This window comes from Carboxylicivirga sediminis, assembly GCF_018156225.1.
Lineage (GTDB): Bacteria > Bacteroidota > Bacteroidia > Bacteroidales > Marinilabiliaceae > Carboxylicivirga > Carboxylicivirga sediminis.
In genome coordinates this window covers 23,186-37,907 of sequence record NZ_JAGTAR010000034.1, presented here as the reverse complement: position 1 = coordinate 37,907, position 14,722 = coordinate 23,186, and the positions used below count along the sequence as shown (strand labels likewise).

The 14,722-nt window shown below is 42.0% G+C and carries 16 protein-coding genes; 8 read left to right on the top strand and 8 right to left on the bottom strand.

The window, feature by feature from the left end:
- Positions 1–12 precede the first annotated feature (12 nt).
- The 4 genes from dprA to KDU71_RS18455 all read right to left on the bottom strand — a co-directional run bounded on the left by dprA (position 13) and on the right by KDU71_RS18455 (position 3,246).
- The gene (dprA, locus tag KDU71_RS18470; protein ID WP_212192587.1) at positions 13–1,122 is read right to left on the bottom strand and encodes a DNA-processing protein DprA; all 1,110 of its coding nucleotides are present in this window, start codon (positions 1,120–1,122) and stop codon (positions 13–15) included.
- Positions 1,123–1,404: 282 nt separating this feature from the next.
- Positions 1,405–1,917, bottom strand: a complete 513-nt coding sequence (locus KDU71_RS18465) for a hypothetical protein (protein ID WP_212192586.1) — start codon at positions 1,915–1,917, stop codon at positions 1,405–1,407.
- Between the two features lie 239 nt (positions 1,918–2,156).
- Complete coding sequence (locus KDU71_RS18460) at positions 2,157–2,807, bottom strand: outer membrane beta-barrel protein (RefSeq protein ID WP_212192585.1); 651 nt, start codon at positions 2,805–2,807, stop codon at positions 2,157–2,159.
- A complete protein-coding gene (locus tag KDU71_RS18455; RefSeq protein ID WP_212192584.1) occupies positions 2,782–3,246 on the bottom strand; it encodes a hypothetical protein in 465 nt (154 codons plus the stop codon). Before KDU71_RS18455 ends, KDU71_RS18460 begins: the two co-directional genes overlap by 26 nt.
- A 225-nt stretch (positions 3,247–3,471) precedes the next feature.
- On the opposite strand from KDU71_RS18455, the gene aroB reads away from it, so the two are divergent.
- The 3 genes from aroB (at position 3,472) to KDU71_RS18440 (ending at position 6,278) form a co-directional block, all read left to right on the top strand.
- A complete protein-coding gene (gene aroB, locus KDU71_RS18450; protein ID WP_212192583.1) occupies positions 3,472–4,542 on the top strand; it encodes a 3-dehydroquinate synthase in 1,071 nt (356 codons plus the stop codon).
- A gap of 45 nt (positions 4,543–4,587) precedes the next feature.
- The gene (aroA, locus tag KDU71_RS18445) at positions 4,588–5,820 is read left to right on the top strand and encodes a 3-phosphoshikimate 1-carboxyvinyltransferase (RefSeq protein WP_212192582.1); all 1,233 of its coding nucleotides are present in this window, start codon (positions 4,588–4,590) and stop codon (positions 5,818–5,820) included.
- A gap of 221 nt (positions 5,821–6,041) precedes the next feature.
- Positions 6,042–6,278 carry a hypothetical protein gene (locus KDU71_RS18440; protein WP_212192581.1) on the top strand — a complete coding sequence of 79 codons (237 nt, stop codon included), beginning with the start codon at positions 6,042–6,044 and terminating at the stop codon, positions 6,276–6,278.
- A 268-nt stretch (positions 6,279–6,546) separates the two neighbouring features.
- On the opposite strand, the gene KDU71_RS18435 is transcribed toward KDU71_RS18440, so the two are convergent.
- On the bottom strand, positions 6,547–8,454 hold the full coding sequence (locus KDU71_RS18435; protein WP_212192580.1) for a vWA domain-containing protein: 1,908 nt from the start codon (positions 8,452–8,454) through the stop codon (positions 6,547–6,549).
- Positions 8,455–8,696: 242 nt separating this feature from the next.
- On the opposite strand from KDU71_RS18435, the gene KDU71_RS18430 reads away from it, so the two are divergent.
- The 3 genes from KDU71_RS18430 (at position 8,697) to KDU71_RS18420 (ending at position 11,092) form a co-directional block, all read left to right on the top strand.
- Positions 8,697–9,284 (top strand): RNA polymerase sigma factor, encoded by a 588-nt coding sequence (locus KDU71_RS18430; protein ID WP_212192579.1) that lies wholly within the window; start codon positions 8,697–8,699, stop codon positions 9,282–9,284.
- Positions 9,277–10,569, top strand: coding sequence for an energy transducer TonB (locus KDU71_RS23325; RefSeq protein ID WP_212192578.1), 1,293 nt, complete (start codon positions 9,277–9,279; stop codon positions 10,567–10,569). Before KDU71_RS18430 ends, KDU71_RS23325 begins: the two co-directional genes overlap by 8 nt.
- 64 nt (positions 10,570–10,633) lie before the next feature.
- Positions 10,634–11,092, top strand: coding sequence for a hypothetical protein (locus KDU71_RS18420; protein ID WP_212192577.1), 459 nt, complete (start codon positions 10,634–10,636; stop codon positions 11,090–11,092).
- Here KDU71_RS18420 and KDU71_RS18415 read toward each other — a convergent pair.
- The gene (locus KDU71_RS18415) at positions 11,087–11,665 is read right to left on the bottom strand and encodes a peroxiredoxin-like family protein (protein WP_212192576.1); all 579 of its coding nucleotides are present in this window, start codon (positions 11,663–11,665) and stop codon (positions 11,087–11,089) included. The two genes, KDU71_RS18420 and KDU71_RS18415, sit on opposite strands and share 6 nt — an antisense overlap.
- Positions 11,666–11,806: 141 nt before the next feature.
- Between KDU71_RS18415 and KDU71_RS18410 the strand changes: the two genes are divergently transcribed.
- Positions 11,807–12,409: a porin family protein gene (locus tag KDU71_RS18410; RefSeq protein WP_212192575.1), complete on the top strand. Its 603-nt coding sequence runs from the start codon at positions 11,807–11,809 to the stop codon at positions 12,407–12,409.
- Between the two features lie 195 nt (positions 12,410–12,604).
- Positions 12,605–13,159 (top strand): outer membrane beta-barrel protein, encoded by a 555-nt coding sequence (locus KDU71_RS18405; RefSeq protein WP_212192574.1) that lies wholly within the window; start codon positions 12,605–12,607, stop codon positions 13,157–13,159.
- Between the two features lie 66 nt (positions 13,160–13,225).
- Here the strand turns inward: KDU71_RS18405 and folE are convergent, their stop codons facing one another.
- Complete coding sequence (gene folE, locus KDU71_RS18400) at positions 13,226–13,849, bottom strand: GTP cyclohydrolase I FolE (RefSeq protein WP_212192573.1); 624 nt, start codon at positions 13,847–13,849, stop codon at positions 13,226–13,228.
- Between the two features lie 102 nt (positions 13,850–13,951).
- Complete coding sequence (locus KDU71_RS18395; protein WP_212192572.1) at positions 13,952–14,668, bottom strand: peptidase associated/transthyretin-like domain-containing protein; 717 nt, start codon at positions 14,666–14,668, stop codon at positions 13,952–13,954.
- Positions 14,669–14,722: the final 54 nt, after the last annotated feature.

Genomic DNA, 14,722 nt, shown 5'->3' with positions numbered 1-14,722 from the left:
AGATTGCTTAATTTACTTATATAGCCGAAATGCATTACCTGGTAAGCACTTTACAAGCCCTGCAAACTCCAATGATAACATAGAAGCGCTGACTTTACTTACCGGCAGTCCACTTTTTATACACAGCTCGTTAGCTGTCAGCTCTTTATTCTCCAATAATACATGGTACAACTGTTCCTCTTCTTTGGTATTAAATGACTGAAATAATGAAGCTTGAGTTGGCTGACTTCTTTCAGTACCTTCCCACCCAAGAGCATATTCCAGGTCTTCAACATTTTCAATTAATGCAGCAATATTTTTTTTAATCAGGTAATTGCCTCCCCTGGCCAACTCATCCCCAGGTTTGCCAGGAAAAGCCAGCACATCGCGATTATATGACTGAGCAATACGTGCTGTTATAATAGCACCTCCCTTTATGGCCGACTCCACCATCACTAAAGCATCCACCATTCCGGCCACAATACGATTTCGCCTCACAAAATTAGGTCTGTCAGGTTTTGTATCTGACATAAATTCGGTTATCAACCCACCTTCTTCCAGCATTTGCCTGGCAACATTGCGGTGCACCGATGGATAAATGCGATCAAGACCATGCGCCAAAACACCATAAGTGGGTAAACCATGCTTAAGAGCCGCTTTATGCGCACAAACATCAATACCATAAGCTAACCCGCTTACTATAACTGTACCCGAATGCCGTTGTGCCAACTCCTCCACCAAACGCTCACAATTCACCCGGCCATCATCAGAGGCCATGCGGGTTCCAACTATTCCAATCATTTTCTGTTGGTTCAACTGGGTAACCCCTTTGCTATATAACGCTATTGGGGCATCATCACAATGAGAAAGGCGTGCTGGATAATCATCATCTGTGAAATAAAGCACTTTGATGTTGTGCTTATGAATAAACTCCAGTTCCTGCTCGGCACGCGGCAGCACATCAGCAGATTTAATGGCCTGTGCCAGCCCTGAACCAATTCCGGGTATAGCAGTCAATGCTCTTAAACTTTGGGAGAAAACGGCTTGCTCGTCGCCAATATAGGCGATAAGGTTACGGGCCAGTTTAGGACCGATGCCCTTGATCAGACTAATGCCAATTTGATATTTTAAGCGCTCTGACAAATTAAGGTTTGATTATCAACTACTAAAGTAGAAATTATTTTGATGCAAACAAGCCCTAACTTGAATAAATTATGTTTTACTTAGGGTTAAGACATAAGACACTTGACTCCATGCATAAGATAAAGAGAAACCAAAGATGAGAAGAGAGTGATGAGAACTTAACGCATTTAAACTAATAAACTACATGATGCAGTAATGCAAATTAAATTGCAAATTAAAAATAAGAAAGCACTGCCAGATTTATCAAACAGTGCTATAACTTAAGCAGAAGCGTTCATTGCCCTAATTCTTTTGTACAGTAATATACACCCACTTTTCATCAGTCCTTAATTCATGAGAACATCCTAAATACTCAGCAATTGGTGCCATCAAAGCATCCATAAAATCCATAAACTCCTGATAGCTAACATCGAAAACTGGTTGATTCTTTTCCAAATACGGAGCAAATTTCTTACACTTCATTTCTACTTTATCGGCTGTCTGACTAACTATTTCCATTTCAGGTTCCAGTGAGAAACAGGATAAATTCCAGAGCATTCCATTTACTAATCCTTTAAATCCCTTTTCTTTGTCCCAGGAGGTCTTAAACTGTTCGCCAACATAATGCCCAAACTCAGTGGCGGTTTTTCCTTCAGCTTTGGCATAACCGATAGAAACAATGGCCATATATTCCCATTGCCCAATCATATTTCCGAGCTTCTGTTCGATAAATGGCTTATGAACCTTAAATGGTTCCTGCGCTGCTATACCTAATACAATCAACAGTGCAAATCCGGTAAATAGTATCCTTTTCATAACAAAATAGTTTGGCGTAATAATACGACCGCACTGTTCTATCGTCAAGCTTTCTGGAGCTATTGTTGAACATATTTGCTGCCGTTCAATTAAAGCTTTTAACCACCTTCAACTATCTATGAAAAAGCCTATTCAGAAGTAGCTTGATTTAAGACATAAGATAAAGAGGTGAGAAGTGATTACTGAAAGGTGAATAATTGATGGTCACTGTCCGCAATGCACTATCTGCTTCAATTGAATCAATAGTATTGAGAAGGAATACGAAAGGTAATACCGGTGGTGAAAAAGCCCATATTACCAGGCCCTATCTCAAGAAGCATACAAAAGTTATCATTAACAAAGTAACGAACACCCACCAAAGGACTAACACTAAAGTTAAAGTCAGCTGATTTAGAACTCACTAACTGCTGAGTCTCTTCATTCCAGACATCATCTTCCCGGGCATTATTCCATTTCATTAACAAACTAAGGCCTGCATAAAAATCCCAATCGCCCAAAAACACTTTATAGTTGGTCCATTTCTCTATCCATCCGGCAAAATGCACGTTGGCCACACCTCCAAAAGCAAATTCGGAGTAGCGATGCACATTGGTGGCTAATGTATCGTTTTTATACTTATCGCGGCTAAAGCCCATCAGTGCCCCTGCACTCAGGTAGTCGGTCAGTCCTTTCTCGACAGCTAATGAGATAGGCGGCACCTTTTGAATACTATAGCCATCCCAATCATGCCGGTTGCTATAGTCGGCAAATGATATTTTAGGGCTGATGTACCAGTCCTTATTACTGAACTGCCCCATTAGACCTTGCGCAACAGTGAGTAAAACCAGTGATAACACAATGGCTCTCCCCTTTATATTCCAATAGCTATTTATCCGAAAACGATGCTGCATACACTTTTAATTCCTCTATTTGCTTTTGACTACAGGCACTTAATCCAACGGATGGAAACATGGCCAATCGCCCCTTTATTCGACCGCAAATTAATAAACCAGCGCCGAATCTGCCTAATCCCCTTCTGACTTTAACATACTTGATGCGCTCCACCGGAATAACAATGCGCTTATATTCGCGCCAGAAAGGAAACAGGTTATAGTACTTTACATCCAGTTTGGCGGGTGTTACATCGACCTCAACATAACAAAATCCACCTGTATAATACAAGGCAATTATAACGATCAGAAACAGCCACATAAACATCTCCACCATCTTATCGGTGGTTTCAATCCATAAATAGTTTACGCCAATGGGCACAATGGCCAGCATCACAATAATGCGTAAAACATTACTGACTTTCTTAGCCCTGCCTTTATTGTCAAATTTGATGGTCATATATCGCGATTAAAATGATTCATCGGGTCAAATGCTTTCAATGTGATATTTATCAGGTTTTAAATATTACAAACCGTTACTTTTTCCCAAAGAAAAGTAAAAACATCAATCCAATTGCTAAAAATAACTATTTTTGCAGGCATCATGGCAATAGCTGCTAAGCAATTTGATGCGGTCCTTTGGTATGATGCATAGTTAGCTTGTTTCATCGTTATTACATAAAAAATGTATCCGCTATTATCTAAAGAGTCGAATGTATTTATTGTTGAGGATTTAAAGAAAGACATTGAGTATTTCATCAATAGTTTTCAGCACGATAAAGTCTTTTTACTGTCAGATGAAACAGCCTACGAATTATGCTACCCCAAGATAAAAGACGCCATTGGACTATCGGCTGACAGAACGGTGATTATCCCATCGGGCGACCATAACAAAGGCATTGAGTCACTGTCAAAAGTATGGCACCTGCTGAGCCATGGTGGCGCCGACCGCAAATCCTTACTGATTACCCTTGGAGGCGGTATGCCATGCGACCTGGGTGGATTTGCAGCTTCAACCTTCAAGCGGGGCATTCAGTTTATTAACATCCCTACCACTTTGCTGGCACAGGTGGATGCATCCATTGGTGGCAAAACGGGTATTAACTTTGAAGGATTTAAAAACGAAGTGGGTGTTTTTAATCAGGCCACGGCTGTGCTGATCGAAACCAGCTTTCTGGACACGCTGGACGGTGAGAATATTATCTCGGGCTTTGCCGAGATGCTGAAGCATGCCTTTATTTATTCGGCTGACAAATGGGAGCAGCTGAAAAACTATGACATTAAGAACCCAGACTACAAGCTGCTGAAAGAGCTGGTAGCCGATTCGATACGTATTAAGGACCATTTTGTACAGAACGACCCATTAGAGAATCACATCCGTAAGGCCCTGAATTTTGGCCATACCTTTGGGCATGCCTTTGAAAGCCTGGCGATGCACGAAAACCGACCTGTGCTGCACGGCTATGCAGTGGCTTTTGGAATGATTTGTGAACTATACCTTTCGCATATACGATTGGGCTTTCCGATGCCACTGGTAATGGAAATTGCCAATCATCTGGAAGCCATATTTGGCCATTTCGAATTTGACAAAGCGCATTTTGAAGAGCTCTACCAGTTGATGACACACGATAAGAAGAATGAATCGAACCAGATTAACTTTACATTGCTGGAGTCTATCGGTAAGATTCAGATAAACTGTCAGGCTACGAAAGATGAAGTGTTTGATGCCCTTCATTTTTATACAAACATCAGCTAGTTTTATCATTCCAATCATTGTCCAATTTCAGAATCACATTTTACCATGCACTATCAACTCAATACAACCACTTCAGCAGATCACATCCAGATACAGTTACCATCGTCAAAAAGCATCAGTAACCGACTGTTGCTGCTCAATGCTTTAAGCTACAGTCCGTATGAAATCAAAAACCTATCGGACAGTGACGATACTAAAGCGATGCTGGGTGTACTTAACTCCAACACCAATAGCTTTGATGTGGGGGCAGCCGGTACGTCTATGCGATTTCTGACGGCTTTTTTATCGAAGATAGTGGGCGAATGGACACTGACCGGTTCGGAGCGCATGAAGCAACGCCCCATTAAAACGCTGGTGGATGCGTTGAACAAGCTGGGCGCTAAGATTGAGTATATTGAGAAAGAGGGCTACCCGCCATTGCGCATCTTTGGCAGTAACCTGGAAGGTGGTGAACTGGAGTTGCCTGGTAATGTGAGTAGTCAGTACATTTCGGCGCTGTTAATGGTGGCGCCAACCATCGAAAATGGGCTCAAACTAACACTGACTGGTGAGATTATTTCGCGGCCATACCTGGAGATGACTCTGGCTCTGATGAAAGATTTTGGTGTTACTTCGCACTGGAAAGGCAATGTGATCACAGTGCCTGAAGCACCCTATCAGCCCAAGGTAGTGACGGCTGAATCGGACTGGAGTGCAGCCAGCTACTGGTATGAGATGGTGGCACTTAATCCGGCCATTGAAGTCACGCTCAAAGGACTAAAAAAGATAAGCCTGCAAGGTGACTCGCAGGTGCAGCATATGTTTGATAAGCTGGGTGTGAAAACCAAATTCTCGCAGAAAGGCACCACACTGACGAATACCGGTAAAAAGCCAGGGCGCTTTAACTATAACTTTATCAATGAGCCCGATTTGGCCCAGACACTGGCGGTGACCTGCTGCCTGATGGATATCCCTTTCCACTTTACCGGCCTGCAAACGCTGAAGATTAAAGAAACTGACCGCATTAATGCACTGATTAACGAGCTAAAGAAACTGGGCTACCAGCTAAGCAGCAACGATACTGATGATTTAAAGTGGGATGGCGAACGCACAGTCATCGAACAGGAAGCAGCTATTACCATTGACACGTATAAGGATCACCGCATGGCGATGGCCTTTGCTCCGGCAGCGTTTAAATATGCCAACCTGGTGATTAACGATCCGATGGTGGTCACCAAGTCGTACCCCAACTACTGGGAAGACATTGCCTTGGCAGGTATCAGTTTTATCGAAGGATAAAAAGCTAATCGCTGTTGGCTGATGCGATAGCGATTATTCAGACGCTTTAATACCCCTTTAGGTATATTTGTCAGACTGTGAAATATGGCGTCAATGCGTATAATTTTATACGTTCATTGGAAAAAGCGTGTCTGTTAGCCTGGAAATAAACAGCTGAACTGAAACATTACCATCATACAGTTAAGCAATCACTATCTAAAGTTAAACAGTTGTAGCTTACAGTGGGGAATTCTATATTTGAACTGAAGCATTGCCATCTTACATTGCAACAATCAACATCTACAGTAAAACAATTGCAGCTGACAGTTAATAAATCAACAGCTACTTTGAAGCAATGGCAGCTTACATTTAAACAATTCCTATCCGCAGTGGAAAACACCGATCCTACAGTCGATATCACTCATCTGACATTTAAGAACACTCAATTAACACTTACCGGAACCGAATCTGCAGGGTAAGGAAATCATCTGCAAGTAGCGATAACTCTATTGGCTTTGAAGAACACTCATCTGCCGGTTAAAACCAATCATTCAGAGGCGCCGCTAATCTGATTGAAATTTGAACAGACTTGATGTACAACAAGACAATACCATGTCCATGAGGAATGTAATGCCATAAGTGGAGAATTTGCATCTGTCAGTAATTTTAACGAAGGCTATTGAGATAACATGAAACAGAAGGTTCGCCCTATCTTCTTATTGAAATGCGAACCTTCCTTTTGGAATCCTATTCGGCATAAACCAGGTTGGCATCCAATGATTCGGCGGTTTTTACCAATCGTATCATTTCAGCCTTAAAGCCCTGCTCGTCTTCGCCCCGGGCCGCTTTTGCCATCGCCCTGATGGTTTCGTAGTCTAAATCACCTTTATACTGCGAGTCGCTAAGCAACATACCAAAACCGGCTACTGCTGCTGCAAAACGAAAATCGTCACCAGCCATTTCAAAGCGCTTAACCACACCGCTGACAGGTCGTTCCATCAGCTGACTTTTATTTCCATTGGGTTGCTTATAGCGCAGTTTAAGGGTTAACCACTCATCCGAAGCCGCCACTACAGGCTCCTTTTGCTTTTGGTACTTCAGCTTATCCACTGATTTAACCAACTCCTTGCTATCCTTTGCCCCTACCGGTATGATTTCATACAAAGCGGTAACCGTATGACCAGCTCCTATCTCACCTGCATCCTTGGTGTCGTCGTTAAAATCTTCATCATTCAATAGCCTGTTCTCATAACCAATCAAGCGATAGGCCAGCACCTTAGCCGGGTTAAACTCTATCTGAAACTTCACATCTTTGGCAATGGTAAACAAGGTGCCGCCGAACTCACTCACCAGCGTCTTTTGTGCTTCCTGGAGGTTATCGATATAGGCATAATTACCATTTCCCTTATCGGCTATTATCTCCATGCAGTCGTCTTTGTAGTTACCCATACCAAAGCCCAATACAGTCATAAAGATGCCACTGTCACGCTCCTTCTCAACCAGCTCTTCCATGGCCGCATTGGAACTAACGCCCACATTAAAATCGCCATCGGTAGCCAGGATGATGCGGTTATTGGCATGCTCCTGGTAATGTTCCTTAGCCAACTTATAGGCCAGTTTAAGTCCGGCACCACCAGCTGTTGATCCGCCTGCTTCCAGCTTATCAAGGGCAGCCAGAATCGTTTTCTTATCCCTGCCCGATGTTGGTTGGAGCACCACACCGGCTGCTCCTGCATACACCACAATGGCCACATGGTCTTCGGGTCTTAGCTCATTCACCAGCAATCGGAACGACGACTTAAGCAGTGGCAGCTTATTGTTACTACTCATCGAACCCGACACATCGATTAAAAACACCAGGTTGGACGGTGGCAGGTTATCCTTTTCAATCTCACGTCCTTTCAAACCAATCTTCAGCAGATGATGCTCAGTATTCCAGGGACAAACAGCCAGTTCTGATTTAACCGCAAAAGGTTGATCATCTGCAGGAGCCTCATACTCATAATCAAAATAGTTGATCATCTCTTCAATACGCACTGCATCATGAGGCGGCATCTGCCCGCTGTTTAAGAAACGGCGCACGTTGGTGTAAGCGGCCCTGTCGACATCCACCGAGAAAGTTGACAATGGTTGCTGTGTCACCTGCTTATAACCGTTCTCATTAATAGAGGCATAATTCTCGGTATTAAAATCAGCTTCGTAATCATTCATTACAAAATAGGCCTGTTGTCCTTGTAAAGCATTCTGTCGCTTACCTTTTCTACCTGCTCCTCTAATTTTGATGCCACTTATTGCACCTGTTAAGGACCTTTTCTGACTAGAGCCATAAGCAACCACCATCACTTCTTCCACTTCACATACATCAGCTTTGAGTACTACGTTTATAACGGTTTGCTTCCCTACCTTGATATCCTGCGGCACCATGCCAATAAAATTAAAGCGAAGAATATCCTTCTCACCTGATACTTTAATCGCGTATTTACCATACGTATCGGAGACTGTGCTTTCTGATGTAGTTTTACTCACCACCGAAACGCCCGGCAATGGGCTTCCTGCTTCATCGGTAATTAAACCAGTAACCATTCGTGTTTGCGCTTGTATGCCTATGCCTAGCATGGCAACTAATGCGACTAAAAACAAAACTTTCTTTTTCATAATCTTAAGGTTTTAAATCAATAGGGTACTGTATAATTACTTTAATGGCGCTTCGCCCAAACCAGACTTCCTTTTGTTCCTTGTGACAAAAAGGAAACAAAAAACATCAAGCATTTTAGAGCAATCATACAACACATTATTGGTTTTTACATGAAACGTTTTGCCATTAGGATGCAGCTTTACGATGGATTCCATAAAAGTTTTTGATATTTTTTCTACTTTTAAATTCACCAGAGTAACATATGGCGATTAAGTGGTTTAAAAACAAGGAGAAAAGCGACGAACATCTATTGAGCGAGTTTCAGCAAACCGGTAATATTGATGTACTTGGATTGCTGTTTGAGCGCTATATGCACCTGGTTTATGGCGTGTGCCTGAAATACCTTAAGAACAGGGAGGATGCGCAGGATGCTGTGATGGAGTTATACGAAAAACTAGGCAGGGAGCTGCTTAGCAAAGAGGTTAACAATTTTAAACCCTGGCTATATGTGGTGACTAAAAATCATTGTCTGATGCAATTGCGAAGTCAGCAAACACAGCTGCGCAAACAAAAAGATTTTGAAAAAAGTGAACTTCCTTTTATGGAATCAGATGCTATAATGCATCCTAATGGTGATAACTGGGAGCCCGAAGAAATGGACAAACGTCTGCAAGCGTGTTTGAATAAGCTAAGAGAGCATCAGCGCGCCTGCATTGAGCTGTTCTACTTTAAGGAGTTGTGCTACCAGGAAATAAGTGATAATTTAAACATTGATATTAAAAAGGTGAAGAGCTACATCCAGAATGGGAAGCGAAATTTAAAGTTGTGTATAGAGTCATACAGTGAATAAACGAAAGATACATACAACCACAGATGCGGATGCATTTCAACGTTATATGAACAATGAGATGCAGCCCAATGAAGCGCACGAATTTGAGCGCCGGCTACTCAACGACTCATTCGAAAATGAAGCACTCGAAGGTTTATCGTCCATTGGTGCCAAAGCGTTCAGGGACGACATGGCATCTCTTCAATCAAAAATCAGTAAACGGAAATTCATCTGGCAACGACCAGCCTTTTATGCAGCAGCATCATTTGCTCTTACCATTGGACTTATATCTGTTTTGTGGCTACTCCAACCCAAACAACTGCCAACGGTATCGGACCACATGGAGCTACCCAAAGCTCCGGTTGCAGCCAAAGCTGAGTCTATTGAAGCAATAAAACCTGAAACAGAGGTTGAAATAATATCGAGCGAACAAGCAGCAGAGCCAATAGCAATGATTGAGGTAGAAAACGATGCGGAAGAATCTCTACCTGATATGGAAGTACCGGTCGCTGTAGCAGCAAAGGCGGACAAATCCGCCGAACCGCTTAAATCATACTCTGATTTTCAGCTGGCCGATACAGAAGAAATGAAAATTGAAGTACCGAAGCACAAATCATCGGCTGGCCGGATAGAAAAAGAGGTGATGAGCGTTGACTACGGCACCCTGGAAGGCAACAGCCTGCAAGGCCTGAGCGACAGTGGCAGTAGTGGTGATATGTTGGTTGTGAGAGGTCGGATTATCGATCGCAGCCAGCAACCAGTTCCGGGAGCCAGTGTCAATATTAAAGGCACCAGCCTGTCAACGGTGGCCAAAACTGATGGCAGTTATGAAATGGCTATCCCGGTTGAAGACACCAGCAAGTCTATACGGGTTGATTTCATAGGCTTTGTCCCACAAGAGTCGGATCTATTGGTTAATGACTCACTTAACTTTGTACTGGAAGAACAAAATTATGCCTTAAGTGAGGTGGTGACAATATCATACGGCGCAGAGAAAAAACGTCAGATTGATGAAAAGATAGATGCCCGGCCCGAGAAAGGTCTGGATGATTACATCATTGAGCTGGAGAAGAACCTGCGCTACCCTGCTAATGGCACGGGCAAAAAGGAACAGGTTGTGGCGCTTATTACCATCAATCAAAGAGGCGAAATAAAAAATATTGAAATCAAACGCAGTCCGGGCGAATCTTACAGCATTGAAACCATACGTGCAATACGCAATGGTTCAAGATGGTTACCAGCCACCGATAAAGGTTTTCCGGTGGAAGATACAGTCAAAATAAAGCTTCAATTTCATCCCAAATAAATTGTATATATATTTTTAAAAACAAGCAATCTAACTACCTTTGTCCTAACCTAAAACAACCAGTATGCTAACCAAATCAACCCAATTTCTTACTGCAATTTGTTGTATAATTCTATTGAGCAACTGCGATCCAACCACCTACATTACCGAAAAACACTATTTTAACAAGGAATACCAGCTGGAAGCAATTAATGCGCCTGATTACCCATTTAAGGGACCAAAAGAGCAGCAAACCATCTCTATTGATTTCCCAAAACAAGGTGAGTTCAGGCTTAGTTTCGGCAACAGCCAATGCGAAGGCAAGTATGATGCTAATATCGACGGTTCATTCAGCATAAAACAAAGCAACTGCGAATCGCAATGCTGCGAATCAAGCTGGGAGCTATACGTGCTTACTTTAATACGTAAGACCACCCGATTTGAGGGAGGTGAAAACAATCCACTCGTCCTTTTTATTAATGACAACAACTACCTGGTGCTAGAAACGTATAAAAAGCTAATCAGCCAGACTGATGCATTATAAATTATCCAGTATCTCCCGAATACTCATTCGCTGTTTATAATTTTTATCGAAGTGACGGTGTGTTACAATGCCTTCGCGTGAAATTATATAGGTAGCTGGTACTGGCAAAGCCCGGTCGTTATTGCCGCTTGCATGGTTAATATTTATGCCTGCTGCCTGGTAGGCGACATGCTTACTTTTACTCAAATTAAATGTCACATCCCAGGCGTCCATTATTTGATGATCCTTATCGTAAATAATCGGAAATTTGGCCCCTGTTTTTGTTATGGTCTCCTCAATGGCTTCCTGGTTTTCGGGCGTAACTGCTATTACCATGGCTCCTTTTGCATTAATCAGATGAACAGAATCTTGTAATGCAGACATATGCCTGTTGCAATACGGACACCACTGCCCTCTATAAAACAGCAATACGACCTTATTTTCGGTCAGTTCTTCGGCTAAATCAATGGTATCACCACGCTGATCGATGGCCGTAAACATGGGAGCTGATTCATTAACCCGAATGCCCTCCTGAGCTGTCACCCAATAAATACTTCCAATAAAAAATAAAAATAATGCAACACCTTTCTTCATGGTATAAATATTTGATTTATGATTATTTACGGACTTAGACGAAGCTATACCTATTTCCTTACAAAAAATTTATATAAGTGTATTTGACATGGCAGGTGTCATTTACTTGACACTAACAAAAAATCATTAAAACCTAATACAATGAAAAAGGCAGTATTAATGCTTACCCTGCTAGCTATAGTGAGCATGGCATCAGCACAGGATCGTGTTGCAGTTGGATTAAAAGCCGGTTTTAACTCTACCAAAATAAAACTGAGCGACATCCCGGATGGTGAAACCGTTAAAAACGAAGCCAATAATGGTTTTCTTTTTGGTGCTTATGGTCGCCTGCGGTTAGTTGGCAACATTAGCTTCCAACCAGAAATGTACTATGCTAAAAAACAAAGTGAATTTAAGGGTATAAGTATTGATGGACAAACACCTATGAGTTTTGATGTAACTTACCATACCTGGGATATTCCTCTATTGGTAAATGCACGCCTACTAGATTTGAAAGTAGCCAGCATATATGGCTTGGCTGGCCCGGTTGCATCATTTAATGCCAAGTCAACAACTGATTTCCCTGATTACAATGGTGTTGAGAATACCAACTGGACATTTCAGGCGGGCCTTGGTGCTGAATTCTGGCGCTTCACAGCCGATGTACGTTACGAGTGGGGTATGAAAGATATTTCAAAAGCACAAATCGGTCAAAAAACCGATGTTTTAACATTTGCCGTTGGCTTTAAATTATTTGGCATATAAAAGCCTGTTCCAGAAATATAAAATATACCTAAATCTATAATAAGAGTCGGTTCTTTTTTTAAAGGCCGGCTTTTTTTTGTGTGTATTACTGCCAATACCTTCCCTCACTTATCACCTCAAAGAACGCTCAACTTTACTTTTTGGTTTGTATTAAGTAATTTGTGTGGCACAACAAATCAACTTAATTATTAGACTATGAAACGAATACTTATTATTTGCCTGGCCATAGGTATGCTAAGCTTTGGTTCAAACGTAAAGGCCGAAGAAGGGCCTGACGGAAGAGGGATTAGGGCCGGTTATCAGAACAGCTTTTTTAAGATAGATGGTGATAAGGCCTTTGATGATCCTTACAACAACTTCTACGTAGGCTATTTTAACAGCAGTAATATTGTACCCATGCTCAAATGGGATTCTGGCATTGAATACTTCCAGGTTGGGGGTAAAACAGGTAGTGCTGAACTGAAACTGCATTATTTAAGTGTACCCCTGTCTCTAAAATTAAAGCTTGGGCCGGTGTATGCCCTCGGTGGTGTCAATGGTGCCGTTAAACTCGGTGGCTCATCAGATTTTGCAGAAGTTGGAGCCGATGTTGGGGACTTTTCAACGCTTGATGCAGGTGCTCATCTTGGAGTAGGTTTTAAATTCTTAATGCTCGGTGTTGAGGCTCGCTATACCTGGGGTTTAGTTAATCAAACCGATGCCGATCTAAAATCTGAATATTTGCAAATTGGTGCGGTATTATTCTTTTAAATGACAATAAAAGTAATGAAAAAGCCCCGCTAATTAGGTTAGCGGGGCTTCTCAGTATTATTACTCCTAGTGTAAATTCGAACTAATGATTTTCATAAACTCCTCGCGTGTAGCCAGGTTTTTCTGAAAAGCACCCGTAAAATCAGATGTAGTTGTTACCGAGTGTTGCTTCTGTACCCCACGCATCTGCATGCACATGTGCTGAGCTTCAATAACAACAGCCACTCCAAGTGGGTTAAGTGTATTCTGAATGCACTCTTTAATTTGCGTTGTTAAACGTTCCTGCACCTGCAGTCGACGGGCGAAAGCTTCCACTACACGAGCCAGTTTACTTAATCCGGTAATATGATGACGCGGAATATAGGCCACGTGGGCTTTACCGAAAAATGGCAGCATATGGTGTTCACACATCGAATACAGTTCAATATCTTTCACCACAACCATCTGCTGATAATCTTCGCGAAACATGGCCGACTTAATTATTTCCTCCGGATCCATATGGTAGCCCTGTGTTAAAAACTGCATGGCTTTGGCCACCCTTAATGGTGTTTTCTCCAGCCCCTCACGCGAAGGGTCCTCACCTAACGATTCAAGTATTTTATGATAGTGATTCGATAATTCATTGGTTGTTTCGTCGTTGTATGACTCCACCTTTGAATATCCCTTATCTCCGTTTAAAGTAAATTCCATTGTGCTTTTTTTGACAGAACAAATTTTGCAAGCTGCAAAAGTGCCTATTTTCTTTTAATTTATAACTGATATTTATCTGATTTATATCTTTCACACTTTTCTTTAAGGAACTGGCAAGCCCTTTTGAGTACGTTGTTCATAAATCCGTAATATTAATTCCAACTCGTTTCGCGACAAGGCCGTTGGAACGGTCTCCATCAATTTCTGTTTATTCTTTGGCTCAAAGAATCGCATCAATGCCATGTTATCAGAAGTAACACCTATTGTTTGACTGGGCGGGATTTGTGTTTTATAGATAGTACTCCAGGTTCTCTCTTGCAACACCATTTCTTGATTCATCTCAGCATCCATGCGTATAGGTGTTTGTGTCAGTGCCTGCCTTGTAGAGTTCCTCACGTTATTTGTTGCACGGGCCATATCTGGCGTTATTACCAACGGCATTGTTTTGGCTTCGAGAGCCAGGCGCTCATATCGTGGCATGACTATAACTTCGCTAATCTCAATAGTATCTCGCGAGAGAAATACGCCTAACAGGTAATTTTTTTGGTTTAATGAATCGTTTATCTGAATGTAGGTATCCTTAAATCCCATGTGAGAAAATCGAACTACATCACCCTGTCGGGCCCAAAACGAAAACTGTCCTTTCTCATCCGATGCATAATCCATTGTTTGACGATTAAGACGGGAGTATGGCAAAACTGTCAGACTATCTTTTTCAAGTACTACACCCGTAACCCGGATGGAATCATTGTTTGTTACTTGTCCACAAAGGCCACCGGATATTAAAATGAGCAGAGTGATTAGTGTTCCTAATTTCATAGTTTAATAGATATGGTTTAAACAGATGTTCACTAATTGTAACAATCCAGCTGC

Bases quoted from the DNA above. Each gene is read 5' to 3' on its own strand.
- KDU71_RS18465 (WP_212192586.1), bottom strand. From the start codon at position 1,917: ATGAAAAGGATACTATTTACCGGATTTGCACTGTTGATTGTATTAGGT.
- KDU71_RS18460 (WP_212192585.1), bottom strand. From the start codon at position 2,807: ATGCAGCATCGTTTTCGGATAAATAGCTATTGGAATATAAAGGGGAGA.
- KDU71_RS18455 (WP_212192584.1), bottom strand. From the start codon at position 3,246: ATGACCATCAAATTTGACAATAAAGGCAGGGCTAAGAAAGTCAGTAAT.
- aroB (WP_212192583.1), top strand. From the start codon at position 3,472: ATGTATCCGCTATTATCTAAAGAGTCGAATGTATTTATTGTTGAGGAT.
- aroA (WP_212192582.1), top strand. From the start codon at position 4,588: ATGCACTATCAACTCAATACAACCACTTCAGCAGATCACATCCAGATA.
- KDU71_RS18435 (WP_212192580.1), bottom strand. From the start codon at position 8,454: ATGAAAAAGAAAGTTTTGTTTTTAGTCGCATTAGTTGCCATGCTAGGC.
- KDU71_RS18430 (WP_212192579.1), top strand. From the start codon at position 8,697: ATGGCGATTAAGTGGTTTAAAAACAAGGAGAAAAGCGACGAACATCTA.
- KDU71_RS18420 (WP_212192577.1), top strand. From the start codon at position 10,634: ATGCTAACCAAATCAACCCAATTTCTTACTGCAATTTGTTGTATAATT.
- KDU71_RS18415 (WP_212192576.1), bottom strand. From the start codon at position 11,665: ATGAAGAAAGGTGTTGCATTATTTTTATTTTTTATTGGAAGTATTTAT.
- KDU71_RS18410 (WP_212192575.1), top strand. From the start codon at position 11,807: ATGAAAAAGGCAGTATTAATGCTTACCCTGCTAGCTATAGTGAGCATG.
- KDU71_RS18405 (WP_212192574.1), top strand. From the start codon at position 12,605: ATGAAACGAATACTTATTATTTGCCTGGCCATAGGTATGCTAAGCTTT.
- folE (WP_212192573.1), bottom strand. From the start codon at position 13,849: ATGGAATTTACTTTAAACGGAGATAAGGGATATTCAAAGGTGGAGTCA.
- KDU71_RS18395 (WP_212192572.1), bottom strand. From the start codon at position 14,668: ATGAAATTAGGAACACTAATCACTCTGCTCATTTTAATATCCGGTGGC.